Here is a 21,479-nt window from a genome sequence, read left to right as displayed (position 1 = left end):
TTTTGGCATGCTAGCCGCTGGACTTGTCTGTCGAAAGAGTATTCGCCGTGGCGCAAGATAGCGACGAGGAAAAAACCGAATCCCCCACCCCCCAGCGAATTGAGAAGGCGCGTAAAGAGGGGCAAATTCCGCGTTCGCGCGAACTGACTTCTTTACTGATGTTGGCAACCGGTTTGCTGATTCTCTGGTTCGGCGGCGAACCGATGGCGCGGCAACTGGGTTTAATGGTCGCTTCTGGTCTGCATTTTGATCACGGCATCATCAGCGATGATAAGCAGATTGTTAGACATATCAGCAGCTTGCTTGGGCAAGCCATTTGGTCATTATTGCCGATAATGTGTGGGTTGGTTCTGGTAGCGATCGCCGCGCCAATGTTATTGGGTGGTGTGGTGCTGAGTGGAAAAGCGATCAAAGTCGATTTCGGCAAGCTGAACCCCTTAAAAGGGCTTAAACGCATGATCGCCGCGCAGGCATGGGCCGAATTACTTAAGGCGGTGCTGAAAGCGGTGTTAGTCGGTTGCGTCACCGGCTGGTATCTCTCCAGCACGTGGCCGGAGATGTTACGCCTGATCACCGAATCACCGGTAGAAGCGCTGGCGCACGGATTGAATATCGTTGCCGTGTGCTGCTTTTTGGTGGTGCTTGGCCTGTTGCCAATGGTGGGATTTGATGTGTTTTGGCAACTGTTCAGCTATTTCAAGCAGTTGCGCATGACGCGCCAGGAAATCCGCGATGAATTTAAAGAGAGTGAGGGCGACCCGCATGTGAAAGGACGGATCCGCCAGGCGATGCGCGCGGCAGCGCGGCGACGGATGATGGCCGATGTGCCAAAAGCAGATGTGATTGTCACTAACCCAACGCACTATGCGGTAGCGCTACAGTATGACGAGAAAAAAATGAGCGCGCCCAAAGTGCTGGCGAAAGGCGCTGGCGAGGTGGCATTAAAAATTCGCGAATTAGGGCAAACACACCGTATTCCGCTGCTGGAAGCCCCGCCGCTGGCGCGTGCGCTCTGGCGGCATAGTGAAATTGGTCAGAACATTCCCGGCACGCTGTATGCGGCGGTGGCGGAAGTGCTGGCCTGGGTCTGGCAATTGCGGCGCTGGAAAGTGGAAGGCGGCCTGATCCCGAAACAACCTGAACAACTGCCGGTACCGGCAGAACTAGACTTTGCTGGAGAGAACAAAATCGATGGCTAATTTGGCCGCTTTACTTCGCTTACCGGGCAATATCAAGGATACACAATGGCAAGTGCTCGCCGGGCCGGTGCTCATTTTGCTGATCCTGTCGATGATGGTGTTGCCCCTGCCGCCGTTTATTCTCGACCTGTTGTTCACTTTCAATATCGCCTTATCGATCATGGTATTGCTGGTTGCGATGTTTACCCAGCGCACGTTAGATTTTGCCGCTTTCCCAACCATTCTGCTGTTTTCCACCTTGCTGCGACTGGCACTTAACGTTGCCTCGACCCGTATCATTTTACTGGAAGGGCACACCGGCGCCGCCGCTGCCGGTCGTGTTGTTGAGGCGTTTGGACATTTCCTCGTCGGAGGCAATTTCGCCATTGGTATCGTGGTGTTCATCATTTTGGTGATCATCAACTTTATGGTGATCACCAAAGGTGCCGGGCGTATCGCTGAAGTGGGCGCGCGCTTTGTGCTGGATGGTATGCCGGGTAAACAGATGGCGATTGACGCCGATTTAAATGCCGGTTTGATCGGTGAAGATGAAGCGAAAAAGCGCCGCGCCGATGTTACGCAAGAGGCCGACTTTTACGGTTCGATGGACGGTGCCAGTAAATTTGTCCGCGGCGACGCCATCGCCGGCATCATGATTATGGTGATTAACGTGGTGGGTGGCCTGCTGGTCGGGGTGGCGCAGCATGGCTTATCACTCGGCGATGCGGCGGCCAGCTATACGCTGTTAACCATTGGTGATGGATTAGTCGCACAGATCCCGGCGTTGGTCATCTCTACTGCGGCTGGGGTGATCGTAACGCGGGTGAGTACCGACCAGGATGTTGGCGAGCAGATGGTCAGCCAACTGTTTAATAACCCACGCGTGATGATGTTAAGTGCCGGGGTATTGGGGTTGCTGGGGCTGGTTCCCGGCATGCCAAACTTCGTTTTCTTACTGTTCACTGCCGGGTTATTAGGCCTGGCTTGGTGGATGCGCGGTAAACAATTACAACCGAAAAACGTTACGCCGGTAAACCTGAAGCCCCAGGAAAGCGCGGCGCCAATTGAAGCGTCATGGACCGATGTTCAGCTTGAAGACTCACTGGGAATGGAAGTGGGCTATCGTTTGATTCCGATGGTGGATTTCCAGCAGGATGGCGAATTATTAGGGCGGATCCGCAGTATCCGTAAAAAATTCGCCCAGGAAGTTGGCTTTCTGCCGCCGGTGGTGCACATTCGCGACAATATGGATCTGCCGCCCGCCCGTTATCGTATTTTAATGAAAGGGGTTGAGATTGGCAGCGGTGATGCGTGGCCCGGGCGTTGGATGGCGATTAACCCCGGCACGGCGGTGGGTACGCTACCCGGCGAAGCGACCGTCGATCCGGCATTTGGCCTAACCGCAATTTGGATTGAAAGCGCGTTAAAAGAGCAGGCGCAAATTCAGGGCTATACGGTGGTGGAAGCCAGTACCGTCGTCGCCACACATCTCAATCATCTGATTGGGCAATACTCCAGCGAGCTATTTGGTCGCCAGGAAGCGCAGCAACTGCTGGACCGTGTGAGCCAGGAGATGCCGAAGTTGACCGAAGATTTGGTGCCAGGCGTGGTGACGCTGACTACCTTGCATAAGGTGCTACAAAATCTGCTGGCAGAGCGCGTGTCAATCCGCGATATGCGTACCATTATCGAAACGCTGGCGGAACATGCGCCATTGCAAAGCGATCCGCATGAGCTAACCACGGTGGTGCGCGTTGCGTTGGGACGCGCAATTACGCAGCAGTGGTTCCCGGGGCAGGGTGAAGTGCAGGTGATTGGCCTTGATACCGCGCTTGAACGCTTGTTATTGCAGGCATTACAGGGCGGTGGCGGGCTGGAACCGGGATTGGCCGATCGGCTACTGGACCAGGCGCAACAGGCGCTTCAACACCAGGAGATGGTAGGCGCGCCGCCGGTCTTGTTGGTTAATCATCCGCTGAGAGCGTTACTGGCGCGTTTTCTGCGCCGTAACTTGCCGCAACTGGCGGTACTTTCCAATATGGAATTGACCGAAAACCGACAGATTCGTATGACTTCGACCATTGGCGGGCAGGGATGAGGCAATTCATTTTCACGCTATCTTTGCTGTTCCCTCTGGCAACCCCGGCGGCAACCGGCGCCTGGCAGGCGAGCGGGCGCGGTGTGGCTTTAAGCCATCGTGGCGTCGCGGCGTCTTCTGCGCCGTTACGCGCCGCCGAAACCATCAACGGCCATATCACGCTGGTTTACTGGCGTTATACGATAAGCGAGCCGATACCGGCTGGATTACAGGTTCAGCTTTGCGCCGGGTCGCGTTGTACCGCCATTGAGGGCGGCAGTGGCGCGACGCGCGGGCTTGCTAACGTTTCCGCCAGCGAAGCGTTACGCTTTATCTATACGGTGCCGGGGCAGGGAGGATTATTTCCGCCACTGCGGGTGGGGCGTAATGAGGTGATGGTGAATTATCAATAAGAAAACCAGGCAGGAAGAACGGCGTCGCGTGTCGATAACCCGCGACGCCGTTTTTTTACATCCGTTCTACGGTTTCAATACCGAGGGTATCAAGCCCTTGTTTCAGCGTCTTCGCGGTTAGCAACGCCAGTTTGAGGCGGCTCTGGCGCGTTGTGTCATCTTGCGCCGACAAAATCGGACAATGCTCGTAGAAGCCAGAAAACAGACCGGCTAAGTCATATAAATAAGCACACATCACATGCGGGGTCCCCTCGCGGGCAACTTGGGTGATGGTCTCATCAAACTGCAGCAAACGGGCAGCCAGCGCCGCCTCGCGCTCCTCCGCCAGCACAACGCTGCCGGTTAGCGTATTTTCATCAATACCCGCTTTGCGGAAGATCGATAACACGCGGGTATAGGCATATTGCATATAAGGGGCGGTGTTGCCTTCAAAGGCCAACATATTATCCCAGTCGAAGATATAGTCGGTGGTGCGGCTTTTTGACAGGTCGGCGTATTTAACCGCGCCGATCCCAACGATATTCGCCAGCTTGTGCAGCTCTTCACTTGGCATATCAGGATTTTTTTCGGCGATTAGACGGGTAGCGCGATCAACCGCCTCGTCCAAGAGGTCGATAAGTTTAATCGTCCCGCCGGCTCGGGTCTTAAACGGACGCCCATCTTTGCCTAACATCATACCGAACATATGATGCTCCAACGGTACAGAGTCCGGAACATAACCAGCTTTGCGGACAATCGTCCAGGCTTGCATCAGGTGCTGATGCTGCCGCGAATCGATATAGTAGAGCACACGGTTGGCATGAAGATGTTGGTAGCGATATTTCGCGCAGGCGATATCGGTCGTGGTATACAGGTAGCCGCCATCCTTTTTCTGGATGATAACGCCCATCGGTTCGCCTTCCTTGTTTTTAAACTCATCAAGGAAAACCACTGTTGCGCCCTCGCTCTCCACCGCCAGCCCTTTGGCTTTCAGATCGGCTACAATACCCGGCAGCATATCGTTATACAGGCTTTCACCCATGACATCTTTACGCGTCAGCGTCACGTTCAGACGGTCATAAACCTTTTGGTTATGTGTCATAGTAATGTCGACCAGCTTTTTCCACATTACCCGACAATACTCATCGCCCCCCTGCAGTTTGACTACGTAACCGCGCGCGCGCTCGGCAAAGTCCGGATCTTCATCGTAGGTTTTTTTCGCTTCCCGGTAGAATGCCTCAAGGTCGGCCAGCGCGATGTCGGCGTGGTTTTCATTCTGCTGTTTTTCCAGAAAAGCAATCAGCATACCGAACTGGGTACCCCAATCGCCCACGTGGTTGGCACGGATCACCCGATGACCGAGGAACTCCTGTGTACGGGCCGCCGCATCGCCAATGATCGTGGAGCGCAGATGACCGACATGCATCTCTTTTGCCACATTGGGCGCGGAGTAATCAATCACAATGGTTTGTGGCTCAACGGAGGCGACACCTAACCGTGGGGCGTGCAAGGTAGCGTCAATCTGTTGCGCCAGCCACTGCTTATCGAGAAAGATATTAATGAAACCGGGGCCGGCGATCTCAATTTTTTCGGCAATTCCTTCCAGGTCGAGGCGTTGCAGCACCTGTTCTGCCAGTTGTCGTGGTTGCTGCCCCAGTTTTTTTGCCACGGCCATCATGCCATTGGCCTGGTAATCACCAAACTGGACTTTAGCCGACTGACGGACCATAGGTTCGCAATCGGCCGGGGCGCCGCACGCAATCATCGCCTGACTGACTTTTTCTGAAAGAAGAGCCTGAATATTCACCGGGTTACCTTACTATGCTAAAAACCGGGTCGAGAAACGGCCCGGCTATTACAGTCACGACGCCAGACAGAATGCTGTACAATAGCGCCGCGGAAAAATGAAGGGGAAAAGTATACGTTATTTGTGTTCAGGCGTCAGCAGCCTTGAGGGGTGGAAACACGGGGGGAGTGTTTCCACAACGGACGACTTAGCGGCGGCGAGGGTGACGAGAGGGTTTGATCACCATTTTCGCGTTACGTGCCTTCCAGTGGCGTGCTATGGAAAACACAATCAGCGCGATCAGCACCGCGATAATAATCAGCGTACTCATAGAACTATTCCTTGTGTGGTGGTGGCGGTAAATTTATAAGAAAGGCTGTTAGGCTGCAATTGTTAACCCCAGAATTAGGAATTTACTTATTTTTATAATAAAGATAAATAAAAACATAAGGTTAAAATTATCTTTATAAAGCAATTGATGGTATTAATACCAGTTTTAAACAGAGTGAAGGTAGGTAAATGACGCATATCCATATGGAAAATTCTCAATAGCTTGAAAATTATAAGCTTCATCTGGTCCTTAATAGCGATATATGCGCTGAATAAAGTTTAAGAACGCTACCTTAAAAAAGAGGAAAACCCGTGGTGATGAAAAATCATCCAGAAGAATTAACCGATTTAGTCACTGACTTACCGCGTTTCGAACAGGCGCTAACCGAGCTTGCCGGTTTGGTGGGATTAGAGCTTACCGGCCTTACAGCAGATCATATTTCCGTGCGTTGCCATCAGGTAGCGACGGCGGAACGTTGGAAACGTGGTCTTTCGCAACTGGGCACATTATTTTCAGAAAACCAGATTAACGGCCGACCTATTTGTCTGTTCGCCTTGCGGCAGCCGCTGCAGGTGGGGCCGTGGGCAATTGACGTCATTGAACTGCCGTGGCCAGGAAACAAACTCTACCGCCATGAAGGCTGGGAGCATGTCGAAATTGTGTTGCGCGGCGAGCCGGAAACGCTTGGTGCCAGAGCGATGGCGCTGTTATCCGATGAAGGGCTGTTACGTCCGGGCATTTCGTTCAAAACCAGCTCGCCGAAAGGAGATAAGGAGCGCTTACCTAATCCGACGCTGGCGGTAACCAATGGGGTGGTAACGATTAAGTTTCACCCCTGGACGCTAAAAGAAATTGTTGCCAGCGAAGCCGCATAACCGCCGGACACGTGCTGACATGCTCAGCCAGCGCGTGCCGGACATTAGCCTAAACTGTTTATCGCCGTTTCCATTCTCTTAATGGCTTCTGTTAGCGTGGCGCGCGTACAGCCAAAGTTGAAGCGCACAAAACCATCGTCACCAAAATCACGCCCTGGCGAAAAGCCAAGGCCCTGTTTTTCAAAAAATAGGGCCGGGCTGGCAACCGGTAGTTGATGAGCATCGATCCATGCCAGATAGGTCGCTTCAGGTGAATAGACGCTTAACCCGCCCATTTGGTTGACGCGTTGCACCAGTTCATCGCGGTTGGCGCGTAAATAATCCAGTTGCGCGTCTAACCACGGTTGCCCATCACGCCAGGCGGCGGTGGCGGCGACGAAAGCCAGCACATCTACTGAGGGCACAATCCCTTTGGCGATGGCCCGGAAGCGCTGCCGTAACTCAGGGTTAGGAATAATGGCCAGCGAGGCGCCCAGCCCGGCAATATTAAACGTTTTGGACGGTGCCAGCAGTGTCACCGAACGCTGTGCCGCATCTTCGCTTAGGCTGGCAAAGGGAATATGTTGCACACCGGGTTCCAGCAGTAAATCGCAGTGGATTTCGTCGGAACACACCACCAGATCATGACGTTGGGCAAAGGCTAACTGTGCTTCGAGTTCGTCACGACGATAAACGGTGCCGCCCGGATTATGCGGGTTACACAGCATTAATAGCCGCTCTTGCCCATTTAGCTGGGTTTCAGCGGCTTCAAAATCCGGCACCCAACGCCCTTGTTGCGGACGCATTTGGACATTTAATTGTGCCCGTTGCGCTAATTGCGCCGCAGTCCGGAAGGGCGGATAGATTGGCGTAGGAGCCAGTGTGCCTTCATGCGCGGCGGTAAAGGCGCGCACGCAAATATTTAGCCCCGAAACCACACCGGGTAAAAACACCAGCCAGTCTGCCTCTATCTGCCATTGGTAACGGGTTGCCATGCGCGCAATGATGACATCAATCAGTTCGGTGGGCGTGTCGCCATAGCCGAATACGCCATGGCTCACCCGTTCATGCAACGCATCAATTACGCACGGCGGTGAGAGAAAATCGGTATCGGCTACCCACAGCGGAAGTACATCGCGATCGCCATATTTGTGCCATTTAACGCTATCACTGTGACGTCGGTCTATCCGTTGGTCAAAATTGAATGCCATGATAAATATTCCCGTTAAAATAACCTTCAATGAAGCCTACCCGAGAAATTAATAACCAACCAGCAGTCATTAGACAGGAGGATGAGATGACAAAACTGGAAGTATCCTGCTATGGAGTGGACTGCGCAGTGACGGCGCAGCAGGCCGGAGCCGATCGCGTTGAACTCTGTTCGGCACCGAGCGAAGGGGGATTAACGCCATCTGCGGGCACGCTGAAAGCCGCTCTTGAGCGCGTTTCCATTCCGGTACATCCGATTGTGCGGCCACGCGCGGGTGACTTTTGTTATAGCGCGGCTGAATTCGCGTCGATGAAGTCCGATGTCGCTTTTATTCGCGATTTGGGTTTCCCGGGCGTCGTGATTGGCATGCTGGATGAGGATGCGCATATTGATAGGGTCAAAATGCGTGAAATTATGGCGTTATGTGGTGATATGGCGGTAACGTTCCATCGTGCTTTTGACCTCAGTCATAGTCCTAAACGCGCGCTGGAGGAGTTGACCGAGCTCGGCGTGGCGCGCATTCTGACTTCCGGGCAACAGCAAAGTGCGGAGAGTGGAATTGCGTTGCTTAAGGAACTAACTCAACTGAGTGAAGGTCCAATCATTATGGCCGGGGCAGGCGTACGTTTGAGCAATCTGCAGAAGTTCCTTGATAACGGTATTCAGGAACTGCACAGTTCGGCAGGGCGTATGGTTCCGTCGCCGATGCGTTACCGCAAAGCGGGCGTATCAATGTGTTCCGGTAATGAGACGGATGAGTTTAGTCGCTACTGCGTTGATAGTGATGTGGTAGAAGCGATGAAAGGCGTTATGCAGATGAACAACAGTGTTCGCGTTGCCTAACGTCTACTGATTTTGCCGCGCAGCACGCCGTTCCTCAGACGTGATGTTTGCAAGTACCAGACCCCAGCATGTTGTTGGGGTTTTTTTTATTCAAATCAAGATGTTGATGTGGTCAGAGATGCAATTGGAAACTGAGTGGATAAGAAAATAACCTCTACGCTGAGGATAACCGATAAGATGTGTTTTCTATCCGCGGGCTATTGTTAAATCTTTCCGCATGCCGTGACCTTTTCTTTAAAGAGGATGGTAAATTTCTCTATGCTGGGAATTATCACCTCAGGATGAAAATTTTCTTCAAATGCCTTATCCGCGTCGTCAGGATGCATAGCCAAGAAGTTTTCAAATTCGAGCAGTAACTCTTTCAGAATGTTGGGTGAGGAGTGATAGATGTAATAGTCGATTGCACCCTCTATTGTTTCTGACTCACAAATATAATCGTAATCCTGGTTAAGCCAGGCATCCATCAAGTTAGTCAGCAGGGGATAGTCATTTTCCATCTTGTCACCATGTAGGATACGCAGTAAGAATGTAATACGGCTGGCCGTTATACGCTTTGTACTCAAGAACCACACGGAATTTTGAGGTAGAGACCATTTCAGTACTTCCTTTTTTGATATAGGAGCCAATCGGAGAACTGGCATGATGATCAAACGCCAGAGGCCGTTGCGGATAGTGCCCCCACATTTTTATTTGTGAGGTATTCGCTCTTATAGCATTAGTTATTGCCCGTTCTGCCGTGTCAATATTAGTGAAAGTGCTTGACCCACTTAAGTCAGGTCTTAACTCCAGACGTTGCAGCAATTCATCTCTTGATTTACCGATATGTTTTTCAATCGTGTGACCGCCAGGCTTTGCCCCGGTTGCTGACTCATGGAGTGTTAGCTGAATGCGTCCCATGCGAACAGCCGCAACTCTTGCTGCTCCCACCGCAAGGGCAAATCCAAGTGGTACAGCTATGTCAACAGTGAGTCCAATTTTCCATGCTGTTTTATCATCAGCGCCAAATTGCCTGGCTAGCGACTCCGCTGCGCGGTAAGTGGCTGATCTGGTGTCAGTACCTGATAGCACCCTATTTGCTGCTGCGTTAATGCTATCCATACTGTGTGTACCAATAACAACGCATGCAGCCTTAGTTAATGTGGTTGGTTCTGGCGCCATACATAACGCTGTTGCACCAGCCAATTCAAGGCTTCCCATCAGCAGTTCAAGACCGCCTAACAAGCGGTTACTCAGTGTTTCTCCTCCAGTGACGGACTTATCTGATAACACTGCCGCCAATTGAACGGGAGACATTACAACTTGAAGACCGTTATCCATAACGTTTATTCCTCCAAAAAACGCGTCCTGATGGTAAATAATTATGGTGTGCCACGCAAAGCGTATTGATTTAGATCCCACCTCCGCACAATTCTCATTTTTCGTTAAACTTTATAGTTACATAATTATTACACTGCTTATTAATGCGTGTTACACCTTCGGTCGAAGACGCGCGTATTTTTATAACGATAAATGGGGACGTCATGCCTTCTCAACAGACTTTAGAAGAATTCCGGCAGTGGTGGGACACACAAGGAGACTGGGTCGAAGAACCCAATCAGCGTCGTAACGGAATGAGCGGCGTACAGCGCATCGTTCGCGACGGTAAAACGCTTTATGTTAAGCGTATGACGCATCACCTGTTTCACTCTTTGCGCTACCCTTTCGGGCGGCCCACCATCATTCGCGAGATCCAGGCGATTAATGATTTGGCACGCGCTGGGGTTAATGTGCCGAAAATCGTTTACGGTAAAGCGTTAAAGATCGACGGTGAATGGCGAGCGCTGCTGGTCACCGAGGATATGACCGGTTTTAGCAGCATCGACCATTGGTATGATGAAGAAGAGCACCGCAAAGTTGATGCCGAAACCTATGAAGAGGTATTGAAGCAGGTTGCCACCGCCTTCAAAGGTATGCACAGCGTGAACCGCCAACATGGTTGTTGCTATGTACGCCATATTTTTGTCAAAACCGAAGGAAAAGTGGAAGCGGGCTTTCTTGATTTAGAAAAAAGCCGTCGCCGCTGGGTGCGGGAAAAAGCGGTGCGCCATGATTTTAAACAGCTAGAAAAATACCTTGCGCCGATCCCGCGTGAAGACTGGCAGCGCGTCAAAGATTACTACCGGGCGCTATAACCCGCTGCTGGCGATGTTTCAGCATACTGTGCACGCGCCGCATGAATGACCTGATAAAGGGCGCTCGTGCGGTTTTTTTATGCCTGATAACGCGCCTGCTGTGTGAAATGCGATAAGCTTTAGTAGGTTCGGACATCACTCTGTTCCTCTTCCTGGCGAGAGCATAATGAATATGACTCAATGGTTTTACCCGCTTTTGCTGTCTGTTGTGCTTCCCTTTACTTTTCAGGCGCGTGCCGCAACACCGTGTGCGGGCGTGAGTCAGGCGGTGAATGACAGTAATAGCGTTATCATGCTGGGAGGCACCGCGAAAGGGCCGATTAAACAATTTGTTCTGGGGGAGTTTGGTAAAGACGTCAATTTGCAAAAACGGATGCTGGGGCAATTTGATCGCTGCGGCGTACTGAGCGTTGCGGATATTTCGTATGACAAAAGTGAAGGCGGCGTTACCTTATCAATGGCGCAGCACCTCACCCGCGTACAAGGCGGTTGGTTGGCCGAGTATCAAATTTCGGTGAAAGTACAGCGTGGCGACCAGCAGGTCGAGGTCAATAATAAGCAAGGCACCATTAATTATTCCTCAGGAAAACGCGGCAATATTACCAGCGCTAGCGACAGTTTTGTTTTGATGGGGAAAAAGGGTTTTACCGAGACGACCTACCGTTATAACCGGCACCTGCGTTTAACCAGCAGTGTCGCGCGCGGCTCCGATGCTTTAACCAATGGTGAATATCACTATCGCTGGAACGCAAAAGGGCAGGTATTGAGCACCACCTCAAACAATAGCAAAGAGCATTATACCTACGATAAACACCACCGTGAGCTCCGCATGGATTCGGTCAGCCATCTACCGAGTAGCACGCTAACCGCCGTTGATGAGTGCCAATCCTGGGATGACACCGGAAACTGTACGCTGAGTTATTCGCGGGAAATGGAAGTTTCCGACAAAAATACCCTACAACGCAATATCAGCGCGGCGTACCGCTTCGAGTATTGGGATAAGGAAACCTCCGCCAGCGCTAAGTAGGCCTGGCGGAGCGGGTTTATGGCTTGCGTGCTACCAGCACCGCGCGGAGCGGAGCCGGATAACCTTCAACCGTTTTACTCGTATCCTGCGGATCGAGGAATTCAGCTAACGACTCGCTGGTCATCCAGGCGGTGCGACGTTGCTCATCGGTGCTGGTAATTGAATAATCCACTACCCGAACATCCTCAAAACCACACTTCTCCAGCCAGCTTTTTAATGCGGCGGCTGAAGGGATAAAGTAGACATTGCGCATCTGCGCATAGCGTTCGCCTGGCACCAAAACCGCGTTCTCATCTCCTTCAATGACCAGCGTTTCTAACACCAGCTCACCGCCGCTGACCAACTGATTTTTCAACTGGAAAAGATGGTCTAACGGCGAACGACGATGGTAGAGCACGCCCATCGAAAAAACCGTATCGAAGGCCTTTAGCTCCGGCAATTGCTCAATGCCGATCGGCAGCAGATGCGCGCGCTGATCGTCGCCAAGCAATTTGCGTACCGCTTCAAACTGGCACAAAAAGAGCTGCATCGGGTCGATACCCACCACGAAATGCGCACCGGCGCCGATCATTCGCCACAAGTGGTAGCCACTCCCGCAGCCGACATCCAGCACCGTACGCCCGGCCAGCGGTGAAATGTGTGGCAAAACACGCTGCCACTTCCAGTCGGAACGCCATTCGGTATCAATATGGGTGCCATACAGCGTGTACGGCCCTTTGCGCCACGGCATTAGGTTGCGGAGTAATTTCTCAATACCGTCGCGCTGACGTTCGGTAAGCGTTTGGCTATCCGCCGTAACGCTATGCAACAGATCAAGGCGCTCCGGTACCAGCGTCGGCAAATGTTCTACCGCCTTTTCCCAGTTTTTGAAGTGACCGTGCAAGTTTTCACGTTGCCAGGCGGCAAGTTGCGCCGGTAAGACTTCCAGCCAGGCAGCAAGCGGCCCTTGCGCGATATGCCGATAAAAATTGCCAAAATCGATCATTCAGCACTCGCTTTTAATGCAACCAGTGAACCAAAGTTGAAACACTGGAACCACAGTTCGGCATGCTCAAAGCCTGCCTGATGTAACCGCGCTTTGTGAGTTTCCACACTATCGGTCAGCATCACATTTTCCAACATGCTACGCTTTTGGCTAATTTCCAGTTCGCTATAGCCATTAGCGCGTTTGAAATCATGATGCATATTGAACAACAGGTCGCCGACCTTGTTATCTTCAAAAGAGAATTTCTCCGACAATACCAGCGCGCCGCCGGGATTAAGGCCTTGGTAGACGGTATTGAGCAGTTGCTGCCGCTCTTCCGGCTCAAGAAATTGCACGGTGAAATTTAGTACCACCAGTGAGGCATTTTCGATCGGAATGTCACGAATATCCGCTTCTGTTACCCGCACCGGCGTATCGGCGCGGAAAGCGTCAATATGGCGGCGGCAGCGCTCAATCATCGCCGGTGAGTTATCGACGGCAATGATCTGGCAACCTTCGACATGAATATTACGCCGAATCGACAGCGTGGCGGCGCCAAGCGAACAACCTAAGTCATATACTTGGGTATTCGGCTGAACAAAACGTTCGGCCAGCATGCCAATCATGGAAATAATATTGGAATAACCCGGCACTGAGCGCTGGATCATATCGGGAAAGACTTCGGCTACGCGCTCATCAAAAGTCCAGTCACCCAGTTTGGCTATCGGGGCGGAGAAAAGCGTATCGCGATTAGACATAACGGTAAGTCCGGTGAACAACGGAAAGGACGTTATTTTGGCAGAAAGCGCGCCATGCTGCACCTGTTCTGCCGGGGTTAATCGCTAATGCAGGGTAAAAATAAGATCCCAGGGGAGATAGATTAGATTTAGCACCACCATCCCGACTAATGCCAGCAGAGTGAAAATCATGCCATTGCGACGCCATATAATGATGCTATGCCGCATGCCATAGAAGTGCATGGCGCGCCCCAAAAAGAACGCCAGCCCGGTAAGATGAAGCATCCATACTTCCGCGCCGTTCATTTCCATCATCACTAATAACAGCGCCGCAACGGGAATATTTTCCGTGGCATTGCCATGAATCCGAATCGCGGTACGTAATTCGTCAAACCCGCCGTCGCCATGCGCAACACGGAATTGGCGACGTAATTTCACCACATCGGCAGTAAATTTCAGTAAAAACAGAGCACCAAGCACGACATATAGCGCGCTAACCATGGGTAACCTCGGAAATGAAAAGTAGTCACTGATTATCATAGCCGGGAAAAGCGACAGTGTCGCTGGTCGAGCTGAGTGGGCGATTGTTTTTTAAACGCTTTTCAAAATAGGGTAGATTGCTGTGGCCAGTCCGGCGCCTCGCCTAATTGCGGCATGGCTTGTTGTAATGCTGGCCAGAGGAACTGCACCAAATCCAGCGCGTTGCCAATATCTGGCGTATGAATAAAAAGCCAGGGATTACCGGTTTGCCGCCACTCAGGCAGTTTTTTGAGCCAGGCAGCAAAAAAGGGCGCATTGGCCTGAGCATCGTCGCCGCCGATAAACCGAATCATTGGGTTGTTGGCGGTCATCACCGCATGGGCCGGAACACGCGGTTTTTTACGACGTGCTTCAATGGCTGCCGGGGTTTGAGACGGCGAGGCGTGAACCGGGCGGCTATCCAGAATCACCCGGTTAACCCCACGTTGATGCAGCCCGCGATTGAGTGCCTGTTCCGCGTCACCCTTGGTGAAAAACGCCGCATGCCGTACTTCAACGCCATATTCAAAGCGTTTAGGCAGCCCATCCAGAAAGGCCCATAACGCCGGTAAATTGCCCGGGCCAAAGGCAGCCGGAAGCTGTAACCAATATTGACCAATACGGTCGGCCAGCGGGTCCAGCGTACGGAAAAAGTTTTCGGTCAGATCATCGCACTGGCGTAGCGCGGCTTGGTGGCTAATGGTGGCGGGAAATTTAAAGCAGAAGCGAAAATTATCATCGGTCATATCGCGCCAGCGTAATACCACCTCGGGCTTAGGTAGCGCATACAACGTGGTGTTGCCTTCTACGCAGTTAAAATAACGTGCGTAATCGGCCAGCGTTTCCAGACCATACTTCTTCCACTGGGCATGTTGCCACTGTGGTAAACCAAGGCGAATAACCGACATGAGTCTCCTGAATCAGGGCGGAACCTTCCGCCCTGTCGGTATTTAGAGTGCGTCGATAATTTCTGCGGACTGACGCACTTTAGCGATACGTGGGAAAATCCATTGTAAACTACCATTATGCTGCTCGGTACTACCGGCGCTGCATGCATCTTCGGCAATCACTAAATTAAAACCTAATTCCCACGCGTTACGCGCGGTGGACTCCACACCAATATTGGTGGAAATGCCGCCAAGCACCAGCGTATCAATCCCACGACGGCGCAGTTGAAGCTCAAGGTCGGTACCGTAGAAAGCGCCCCACTGGCGTTTGGTTACCACGATATCACTCTCTTGCACGCCCAGCGCGGATGGCCAGCTCCACCAATTTTCCGGCAGTGATGTGTGAGTAGAAGGCGCATCGACTGGTTGTTTTAACGCTTCGGCGAAATCTGGCGACCAGCCGACCTGTACCAGCACCACCGGGGCGTTAAGCGCGCGGAATTTACCGGCCAGTTTGGCCGCACGCGCAACCACATCGTTTGCGGCATGAGGGCCGCCGGCAAAAGGCAGAATACCGTCTTGTAAATCGATTAATACCAGGGCAGTTGTCGCGGAATTCAGTTTCATTATTCGCTCCGAAAAACAGAAAAGAAGCAGAGTACGAGAAAAAGTGAGGCTTAGGCGACGAGAAGAGTGTCCGGAAGTGGCGAATATTGTTAGTTTTTGTGTTTAAACGCCGGCCGGTTCTGCGTACGATCAAGGATTCATTGCGCAAGGCGGGACAATCCACCTGCGGCTCTTATCGCGCCTTGTTTTTTACATTATAATGCCTGCCTTTTTTCGGGCATCGTCTCGTCCGTTATCGCGTCCTGGGCTGCCAGGCACGAGCGGAAACGAACTCATCAAGCTGCCCGTATATGCCCTACATTCTTTACGTTGCATCAAGGCGGCAACAAGTATGACGGGTATAGCAGCGGCGAAGTTAAAAGGATAGCGTAATGCGTACTGAATATTGTGGGCGGCTCAATCGGTCTCATGAAGGCCAGCAAGTGACACTTTGCGGCTGGGTTAATCGCCGCCGTGACCTCGGTAGCCTGATCTTTATTGATATGCGCGATCGCGAAGGTATCGTCCAGGTGTTCTTCGATCCGGACCGGCAGGAGGCATTCCGCCTGGCTTCTGAACTGCGTAATGAATTTTGCATTCAGGTTACTGGCACGGTGCGTGCGCGTGAAGGTAAAAATAAAAATGCAGAGATGGCAACCGGTGAAGTGGAAGTTTTCGCCACTGAATTAACCATTATTAACCGCGCGGAACCGCTGCCGCTGGACGCGAATCAGAACAATAGCGAAGAGGCGCGTCTCAAGTATCGCTATCTTGACCTGCGTCGCCCTGAAATGGCTTCTCGCCTGAAAGCGCGCGCAAAAATTACCAGCTTTGTTCGCCGCTTTATGGATGACCACGGCTTTCTGGATATTGAAACGCCGATGCTGACCAAAGCCACGCCGGAAGGGGCGCGTGACTATTTGGTGCCGAGCCGGGTACATAAAGGTAAGTTTTATGCGCTGCCGCAGTCGCCACAACTGTTCAAACAGTTGCTGATGATGTCCGGGTTTGACCGTTACTACCAAATTGTTAAATGCTTCCGTGACGAGGACTTACGAGCCGATCGTCAGCCGGAGTTTACCCAGATCGATGTAGAAACCTCGTTTATGACCGCGCCGCAAGTGCGTGAGGTTATGGAACGTCTGGTGCGTGACTTATGGCAAGAGGTAAAAGGTGTCGATTTGGGGGATTTCCCACAAATGACCTTTGCCGAAGCCATGCGCCGCTATGGTTCAGATAAGCCGGATCTGCGCAACCCCATGGAGTTAGTGGATGTTGCCGATCTGCTGCAAACGGTAGAGTTTAAAGTCTTCTCCGGCCCGGCGAATGACGCCAAAGGCCGCGTTGCAGCGCTGCGCGTGCCGGGCGGTGCGCAACTGACGCGTAAACAGATTGATGATTACACCAAGTTTATCGAAATCTATGGCGCGAAAGGGCTGGCCTGGATGAAGGTCAACGCGCGCGATCAGGGCGCGGCTGGCGTACAAAGTCCGGTAGCGAAGTTCCTGAGCGAAGAGATTATTGAGGCGATTCTGACACGTACCCAGGCGCAGGATGGCGATCTGCTGTTCTTTGGGGCCGATTCGGCAAAAGTGGTGGCTGATGCGCTGGGCGCGCTGCGTCTGAAAGTAGGGCGCGATCTGAATATCACTGATGAAGCTGCATGGGCACCGCTGTGGGTCGTTGATTTCCCGATGTTTGAAGAGGACGGCGAGGGCGGCCTGACGGCGATGCACCATCCCTTTACCGCACCGCTCGATATGACACCGCAGCAACTGAACGCGGCACCGGAAACCGCTATCGCCAACGCTTACGACATGGTGATTAACGGTTACGAAGTGGGCGGTGGCTCGGTACGTATCCATAACGGCCAGATGCAGCAAGCGGTATTTGGTATTCTCGGCATTACCGAGCAGGAACAGCGTGAGAAATTCGGCTTCCTGTTAGATGCATTAAAATACGGCACTCCGCCGCATGCCGGGCTGGCCTTTGGTCTTGACCGTCTGGTGATGTTGCTGACGGGCACGGATAATATCCGCGATGTTATTGCGTTCCCGAAAACCACCGCAGCGGCCTGTCTGATGACAGAGGCACCGAGCTTCGCGAACCCGGCCTCGCTGGCGGAATTGGCGATTCAGGTGGTGAAAAAGGATCAACCTGAGAGTAAGTAATATGGCCTGGAAGCAACCCGTCTCGGTATTGGTGGTGATTTACGCGCGCGATACCCGGCGGGTGCTGATGCTGCAACGGCGTGATGATCCGCAGTTTTGGCAATCGGTTACCGGCAGCCTCGAAGCGGGTGAAACGCTGCATCAGGCCGCGTTGCGTGAAGTGTGGGAAGAGCTGGCGATTGATGTGAATGCCGAGCGGCTCACAGTGGTGGATTGCCAACGTCAGATAGAATTTGAAATCTTTACCCACTTTCGCCATCGCTATGCGCCCGGCGTCACGCATAATACCGAACATTGGTTTACGCTGGCGCTGCCGCATGAACGCGAGGTGGCACTGAGCGAGCATCTCGCCTGGCGCTGGCTAAACGTCGCCGACGCGGCGCAATTGACGAAGTCCTGGAGTAATCGCCAGGCAATTGAAGAATTTGTGGCTTGATGGCGGGTGTCACTGCGCGCATGGCGCGTTGAAGCGGTTCCCGCCGACAATATTGGAATCTTAATTAACGTCCGTCGTTTCCGAGCAGTATTTTGGGTTCATCGGACGGATTTATTCTGGAGATAGAGAGATGGCAGGTCATAGTAAATGGGCCAACACCAAGCACCGCAAAGCGGCACAGGATGCGAAACGCGGGAAGATCTTTACTAAAATTATTCGTGAGCTGGTCACCGCAGCGAAACTGGGCGGCGGCGATGCGGCTTCCAACCCGCGTTTACGCGCGGCGATGGATAAAGCGCTGTCCAATAATATGACGCGAGACACCATGAATCGCGCGATCGCGCGTGGTGTGGGCGGTGAAGATGATAGCAATATGGAAACTATCATTTATGAAGGTTACGGTCCTGGCGGCACCGCGGTAATGGTGGAATGCCTGAGCGACAACCGTAACCGTACCGTTTCTGAAGTACGTCATGCCTTTACCAAAACCGGCGGTAACCTCGGTACCGATGGCTCAGTTGCTTACCTGTTCACCAAAAAAGGGGTGATTTCCTACGCGCCCGGCCTTGATGAAGACACGGTGATGGATGCGGCGCTGGAAGCCGGAGCGGAAGACGTGGTGACCTATGATGATGGCGCGATTGATGTCTTTACCACCCCGGAAACTTTCGGCACGGTGAAAGATGCGCTGGACGCGGCAGGTTTGCAGGCGGAAGCGGCGGAAGTATCAATGATCCCGTCGACCAAGGCCGATATGGATGCGGAAACCGCGCCTAAATTGCTACGCTTGATCGATATGTTGGAAGATTGCGACGACGTGCAAGAAGTCTACCATAACGGTGAGATTTCCGATGAGGTGGCGGCGACGCTGTGATAGCTATTCGCTTTCAGTCCGCTGGTGGCTTGGCGTTGTTCACTTTCCTGGCCCGCGAGGTTAATTTTCGTGGGCAGGAAGATGTTAACATTACGCAGTCACTTTATTGCGCATTGAAAGCGTTGGAAAACCCTCCCTCATTAACCACCACAGGAGCGGCGCGATGAGCATTATCCTTGGGATTGACCCCGGCTCACGCGTCACCGGTTACGGTGTGATACGTCAAGTCGGGCGGCAGCTTTCCTGGTTAGGTAGCGGCTGCATCCGCACCGGCGTGGATTCACTTCCTGCACGCTTAAAACTTATTTATGCCGGCGTGAGCGAAATTATCGCACAGTTTCAGCCGGATTATTTCGCGATTGAACAAGTGTTTATGGCGAAGAATGCCGACTCGGCGTTAAAGCTGGGCCAGGCGCGTGGCGCGGCGATTGTGGCGGCGGTCAATCATGATTTACCGGTGTTTGAATACGCCGCGCGTCAGGTGAAGCAAACCGTAGTTGGTATTGGTAGTGCGGAAAAAAGCCAGGTGCAGCATATGGTGCGCACCTTGTTAAAGCTGGCGGAAAACCCACAGTCTGACGCCGCCGATGCGTTGGCGATCGCCATCACGCATTGTCATATGAGTCAAAACATTACTAAGCTGAGCGACAAGCCTCTTACGCTTGCCCGCGGGCGGTTACGCTCCTGACAAGCTGGATATTCATCCAGCTTTTTTTATGTTATAAACTGTCATTCTTCTTCTCTAATCAAAACTAAAGGAAGCCAACGTGATAGGTCGTTTAAGAGGCATTATCCTGGAAAAACAGCCGCCGCAGGTGTTGCTTGAAGCCAACGGGGTGGGGTATGAGGTGCATATGCCGATGACCTGTTTCTATGAGCTACCGGAGTTAAACCACGAAGCGGTGATTTTTACCCACTTTGTGGTGCGCGAAGATGCGCAGCTATTATTTGGTTTTAATAGCAAACAAGAGCGTGCGCTGTTTCGCGAGTTGATTAAAGTGAATGGCGTTGGGCCCAAGTTGGCGTTAGCGATCCTGTCCGGCATGTCGGCGCAGCAATTTGTCACCGCGGTAGAGCGTGAAGAGATTGCCGCGCTGGTTAAATTGCCCGGCGTTGGCAAGAAAACCGCCGAGCGTTTGGTGGTTGAGATGAAGGATCGCTTTAAAGGCATGCATGGCGATCTGTTTGCCGCTGATTCCAGCTTTGCGTTGACTAGCCAGTCTCCGGCGCCGGCGGCCAATGATGCCGAGGCCGAAGCGGTTTCCGCCCTGATTGCGCTGGGCTATAAACCACAAGAAGCCAGTCGGATGATCGGGAAAGTGGGTCGCCCGGATGCAGATTGTGAAACATTGATCCGTGAAGCGTTGCGTGCCGCACTTTGAGGTAAATGATGATTGAAGCCGACCGCCTGGTCTCACCTGGCGCTATCAGTGAAGAAGAGGTCATAGACCGTGCGATCCGCCCTAAACTGCTGGAAGAGTATATCGGGCAGCCGCAGGTGCGTGAGCAGATGGAGATCTTTATCCAGGCGGCGAAAATGCGTGGCGACGCGCTCGATCATTTATTGATTTTCGGGCCGCCGGGTCTGGGTAAAACCACGCTGGCGAATATCGTCGCTAACGAAATGGGCGTCAACTTGCGCACGACTTCTGGTCCGGTGCTGGAAAAAGCTGGCGATCTGGCAGCAATGCTAACCAATCTCGAACCGCATGACGTGCTGTTTATTGATGAAATTCATCGTCTGTCGCCGGTGGTGGAAGAAGTGCTCTATCCGGCGATGGAGGATTACCAGCTTGATATTATGATTGGCGAAGGCCCGGCGGCGCGTTCAATCAAATTGGATTTGCCGCCGTTTACCCTGATTGGCGCCACCACCCGAGCCGGTTCGCTGACCTCTCCACTGCGTGACCGTTTCGGTATTGTGCAGCGCCTTGAATTTTATCGGGTCGAAGATCTTAAATATATTGTGGGCCGCAGCGCGGCCTGCCTCGGTTTGCCGTTGAGTGATGAAGGCGCACTGGAGATTGCGCGACGCGCGCGGGGTACGCCGCGTATTGCTAACCGCTTGCTGCGCCGGGTGCGGGATTTCTCCGAGGTGCGGGCCGAGGGGAATATGAGCGGTGAGGTTGCCGCTCAGGCACTTGATATGTTGAATGTAGATACCGAAGGTTTTGATTACATGGATCGTAAGCTATTGCTGGCGATTATCGATAAATTTACCGGCGGGCCGGTCGGGTTGGATAACCTGGCGGCCGCGATTGGCGAAGAGCGAGAGACCATTGAGGATGTACTGGAGCCCTATCTGATTCAACAGGGGTTTATTCAGCGCACGCCGCGTGGCCGTATCGCCACCCAACATGCGTATAAACATTTTGGCATTACACGCGAAGAGTAACGCCGTAGCGGGCGAGTAATA

At 52.7% G+C, this 21,479-nt stretch carries 23 protein-coding genes; 13 read left to right on the top strand and 10 right to left on the bottom strand.

The genetic code is table 11. The annotated features are described in order from the left end of the window. Positions 1-47 precede the first annotated feature (47 nt). From flhB to flhE, 3 genes are read left to right on the top strand one after another with little or no spacing between them, the layout of a single operon-like run. Complete coding sequence (gene flhB, locus PMPD1_RS13020) at positions 48-1,199, top strand: flagellar biosynthesis protein FlhB (protein ID WP_173634447.1); 1,152 nt, start codon at positions 48-50, stop codon at positions 1,197-1,199. Then, positions 1,192-3,276, top strand: coding sequence for a flagellar biosynthesis protein FlhA (flhA, locus tag PMPD1_RS13015; RefSeq protein ID WP_173634446.1), 2,085 nt, complete (start codon positions 1,192-1,194; stop codon positions 3,274-3,276). The genes flhB and flhA overlap by 8 nt, the downstream gene beginning before the upstream one ends. Continuing rightward, positions 3,273-3,668 (top strand): flagellar protein FlhE, encoded by a 396-nt coding sequence (gene flhE / locus PMPD1_RS13010; protein ID WP_173634445.1) that lies wholly within the window; start codon positions 3,273-3,275, stop codon positions 3,666-3,668. The genes flhA and flhE overlap by 4 nt, the downstream gene beginning before the upstream one ends. A 55-nt stretch (positions 3,669-3,723) precedes the next feature. Here flhE and argS read toward each other — a convergent pair whose 3' ends face one another. After that, a complete protein-coding gene (argS, locus tag PMPD1_RS13005; RefSeq protein WP_173634444.1) occupies positions 3,724-5,454 on the bottom strand; it encodes an arginine--tRNA ligase in 1,731 nt (576 codons plus the stop codon). Between the two features lie 187 nt (positions 5,455-5,641). Next, a complete protein-coding gene (locus tag PMPD1_RS22745; RefSeq protein ID WP_354292610.1) occupies positions 5,642-5,764 on the bottom strand; it encodes a hypothetical protein in 123 nt (40 codons plus the stop codon). 317 nt (positions 5,765-6,081) lie between these two features. Between PMPD1_RS22745 and PMPD1_RS13000 the strand changes: the two genes are divergently transcribed. Then, positions 6,082-6,639, top strand: a complete 558-nt coding sequence (locus tag PMPD1_RS13000; RefSeq protein WP_173634443.1) for a VOC family protein — start codon at positions 6,082-6,084, stop codon at positions 6,637-6,639. Positions 6,640-6,683: 44 nt separating this feature from the next. Here the strand turns inward: PMPD1_RS13000 and PMPD1_RS12995 are convergent, their stop codons facing one another. After that, positions 6,684-7,829 (bottom strand): MalY/PatB family protein, encoded by a 1,146-nt coding sequence (locus PMPD1_RS12995; protein ID WP_173634442.1) that lies wholly within the window; start codon positions 7,827-7,829, stop codon positions 6,684-6,686. Between the two features lie 86 nt (positions 7,830-7,915). On the opposite strand from PMPD1_RS12995, the gene cutC reads away from it, so the two are divergent. Then, entirely contained in the window at positions 7,916-8,671 is a 756-nt protein-coding gene (gene cutC / locus PMPD1_RS12990) for a copper homeostasis protein CutC (protein ID WP_173634441.1), read from the top strand. Between the two features lie 203 nt (positions 8,672-8,874). Here the strand turns inward: cutC and PMPD1_RS12985 are convergent, their stop codons facing one another. Both PMPD1_RS12985 and PMPD1_RS12980 read right to left on the bottom strand, forming a co-directional pair. Further along, complete coding sequence (locus PMPD1_RS12985; RefSeq protein ID WP_173634440.1) at positions 8,875-9,168, bottom strand: contact-dependent growth inhibition system immunity protein; 294 nt, start codon at positions 9,166-9,168, stop codon at positions 8,875-8,877. A gap of 4 nt (positions 9,169-9,172) precedes the next feature. Then, on the bottom strand, positions 9,173-9,988 hold the full coding sequence (locus tag PMPD1_RS12980) for an RNase A-like domain-containing protein (RefSeq protein WP_173634439.1): 816 nt from the start codon (positions 9,986-9,988) through the stop codon (positions 9,173-9,175). A gap of 203 nt (positions 9,989-10,191) precedes the next feature. On the opposite strand from PMPD1_RS12980, the gene inaA reads away from it, so the two are divergent. Next, entirely contained in the window at positions 10,192-10,842 is a 651-nt protein-coding gene (inaA, locus tag PMPD1_RS12975; RefSeq protein WP_173634438.1) for a lipopolysaccharide kinase InaA, read from the top strand. Between the two features lie 166 nt (positions 10,843-11,008). Then, on the top strand, positions 11,009-11,869 hold the full coding sequence (locus tag PMPD1_RS12970) for a hypothetical protein (RefSeq protein ID WP_435529692.1): 861 nt from the start codon (positions 11,009-11,011) through the stop codon (positions 11,867-11,869). A 16-nt stretch (positions 11,870-11,885) separates the two neighbouring features. On the opposite strand, the gene cmoB is transcribed toward PMPD1_RS12970, so the two are convergent. The 5 genes from cmoB to PMPD1_RS12945 all read right to left on the bottom strand — a co-directional run bounded on the left by cmoB (position 11,886) and on the right by PMPD1_RS12945 (position 15,606). After that, entirely contained in the window at positions 11,886-12,854 is a 969-nt protein-coding gene (gene cmoB, locus PMPD1_RS12965; RefSeq protein ID WP_173634437.1) for a tRNA 5-methoxyuridine(34)/uridine 5-oxyacetic acid(34) synthase CmoB, read from the bottom strand. Next, positions 12,851-13,591 (bottom strand): carboxy-S-adenosyl-L-methionine synthase CmoA, encoded by a 741-nt coding sequence (cmoA, locus tag PMPD1_RS12960; protein WP_173634436.1) that lies wholly within the window; start codon positions 13,589-13,591, stop codon positions 12,851-12,853. Before cmoA ends, cmoB begins: the two co-directional genes overlap by 4 nt. 84 nt (positions 13,592-13,675) lie before the next feature. Further along, positions 13,676-14,071 (bottom strand): MAPEG family protein, encoded by a 396-nt coding sequence (locus PMPD1_RS12955; RefSeq protein WP_173634435.1) that lies wholly within the window; start codon positions 14,069-14,071, stop codon positions 13,676-13,678. 101 nt (positions 14,072-14,172) lie between these two features. Then, entirely contained in the window at positions 14,173-14,997 is an 825-nt protein-coding gene (locus PMPD1_RS12950; protein WP_173634434.1) for a DUF72 domain-containing protein, read from the bottom strand. A 42-nt stretch (positions 14,998-15,039) separates the two neighbouring features. Beyond that, entirely contained in the window at positions 15,040-15,606 is a 567-nt protein-coding gene (locus tag PMPD1_RS12945; protein WP_173636217.1) for a hydrolase, read from the bottom strand. Positions 15,607-15,974: 368 nt separating this feature from the next. Here PMPD1_RS12945 and aspS point away from each other — a divergent pair, with 368 nt between their 5' ends. The 6 genes from aspS to ruvB all read left to right on the top strand — a co-directional run bounded on the left by aspS (position 15,975) and on the right by ruvB (position 21,458). Beyond that, a complete protein-coding gene (aspS, locus tag PMPD1_RS12940; RefSeq protein ID WP_173634433.1) occupies positions 15,975-17,753 on the top strand; it encodes an aspartate--tRNA ligase in 1,779 nt (592 codons plus the stop codon). A 1-nt stretch (position 17,754) separates the two neighbouring features. Further along, positions 17,755-18,189: a dihydroneopterin triphosphate diphosphatase gene (nudB, locus tag PMPD1_RS12935; protein ID WP_173634432.1), complete on the top strand. Its 435-nt coding sequence runs from the start codon at positions 17,755-17,757 to the stop codon at positions 18,187-18,189. Positions 18,190-18,319: 130 nt separating this feature from the next. Then, entirely contained in the window at positions 18,320-19,063 is a 744-nt protein-coding gene (locus PMPD1_RS12930; RefSeq protein ID WP_173634431.1) for a YebC/PmpR family DNA-binding transcriptional regulator, read from the top strand. A gap of 163 nt (positions 19,064-19,226) precedes the next feature. After that, entirely contained in the window at positions 19,227-19,751 is a 525-nt protein-coding gene (gene ruvC, locus PMPD1_RS12925) for a crossover junction endodeoxyribonuclease RuvC (protein WP_173634430.1), read from the top strand. Positions 19,752-19,830: 79 nt separating this feature from the next. After that, entirely contained in the window at positions 19,831-20,445 is a 615-nt protein-coding gene (gene ruvA, locus PMPD1_RS12920; RefSeq protein ID WP_173634429.1) for a Holliday junction branch migration protein RuvA, read from the top strand. A gap of 8 nt (positions 20,446-20,453) precedes the next feature. Further along, positions 20,454-21,458 carry a Holliday junction branch migration DNA helicase RuvB gene (ruvB, locus tag PMPD1_RS12915; RefSeq protein ID WP_173636216.1) on the top strand — a complete coding sequence of 335 codons (1,005 nt, stop codon included), beginning with the start codon at positions 20,454-20,456 and terminating at the stop codon, positions 21,456-21,458. Positions 21,459-21,479 lie beyond the last annotated feature (21 nt).

This window comes from Paramixta manurensis (assembly GCF_013285385.1).
Lineage (GTDB): Bacteria > Pseudomonadota > Gammaproteobacteria > Enterobacterales > Enterobacteriaceae > Paramixta > Paramixta manurensis.
This window is presented reverse-complemented; position numbering and strand designations above follow the sequence as displayed.

Coding starts and splice junctions, on each gene's coding strand:
- flhA (WP_173634446.1), top strand. CDS start 1,192: ATGGCTAATTTGGCCGCTTTACTTCGCTTACCGGGCAATATCAAGGAT.
- flhE (WP_173634445.1), top strand. CDS start 3,273: ATGAGGCAATTCATTTTCACGCTATCTTTGCTGTTCCCTCTGGCAACC.
- PMPD1_RS22745 (WP_354292610.1), bottom strand. CDS start 5,764: ATGAGTACGCTGATTATTATCGCGGTGCTGATCGCGCTGATTGTGTTT.
- PMPD1_RS13000 (WP_173634443.1), top strand. CDS start 6,082: ATGAAAAATCATCCAGAAGAATTAACCGATTTAGTCACTGACTTACCG.
- PMPD1_RS12995 (WP_173634442.1), bottom strand. CDS start 7,829: ATGGCATTCAATTTTGACCAACGGATAGACCGACGTCACAGTGATAGC.
- cutC (WP_173634441.1), top strand. CDS start 7,916: ATGACAAAACTGGAAGTATCCTGCTATGGAGTGGACTGCGCAGTGACG.
- PMPD1_RS12985 (WP_173634440.1), bottom strand. CDS start 9,168: ATGGAAAATGACTATCCCCTGCTGACTAACTTGATGGATGCCTGGCTT.
- PMPD1_RS12980 (WP_173634439.1), bottom strand. CDS start 9,988: ATGGATAACGGTCTTCAAGTTGTAATGTCTCCCGTTCAATTGGCGGCA.
- inaA (WP_173634438.1), top strand. CDS start 10,192: ATGCCTTCTCAACAGACTTTAGAAGAATTCCGGCAGTGGTGGGACACA.
- PMPD1_RS12970 (WP_435529692.1), top strand. CDS start 11,009: ATGAATATGACTCAATGGTTTTACCCGCTTTTGCTGTCTGTTGTGCTT.
- cmoB (WP_173634437.1), bottom strand. CDS start 12,854: ATGATCGATTTTGGCAATTTTTATCGGCATATCGCGCAAGGGCCGCTT.
- cmoA (WP_173634436.1), bottom strand. CDS start 13,591: ATGTCTAATCGCGATACGCTTTTCTCCGCCCCGATAGCCAAACTGGGT.
- PMPD1_RS12955 (WP_173634435.1), bottom strand. CDS start 14,071: ATGGTTAGCGCGCTATATGTCGTGCTTGGTGCTCTGTTTTTACTGAAA.
- PMPD1_RS12950 (WP_173634434.1), bottom strand. CDS start 14,997: ATGTCGGTTATTCGCCTTGGTTTACCACAGTGGCAACATGCCCAGTGG.
- aspS (WP_173634433.1), top strand. CDS start 15,975: ATGCGTACTGAATATTGTGGGCGGCTCAATCGGTCTCATGAAGGCCAG.
- nudB (WP_173634432.1), top strand. CDS start 17,755: ATGGCCTGGAAGCAACCCGTCTCGGTATTGGTGGTGATTTACGCGCGC.
- PMPD1_RS12930 (WP_173634431.1), top strand. CDS start 18,320: ATGGCAGGTCATAGTAAATGGGCCAACACCAAGCACCGCAAAGCGGCA.
- ruvC (WP_173634430.1), top strand. CDS start 19,227: ATGAGCATTATCCTTGGGATTGACCCCGGCTCACGCGTCACCGGTTAC.
- ruvB (WP_173636216.1), top strand. CDS start 20,454: ATGATTGAAGCCGACCGCCTGGTCTCACCTGGCGCTATCAGTGAAGAA.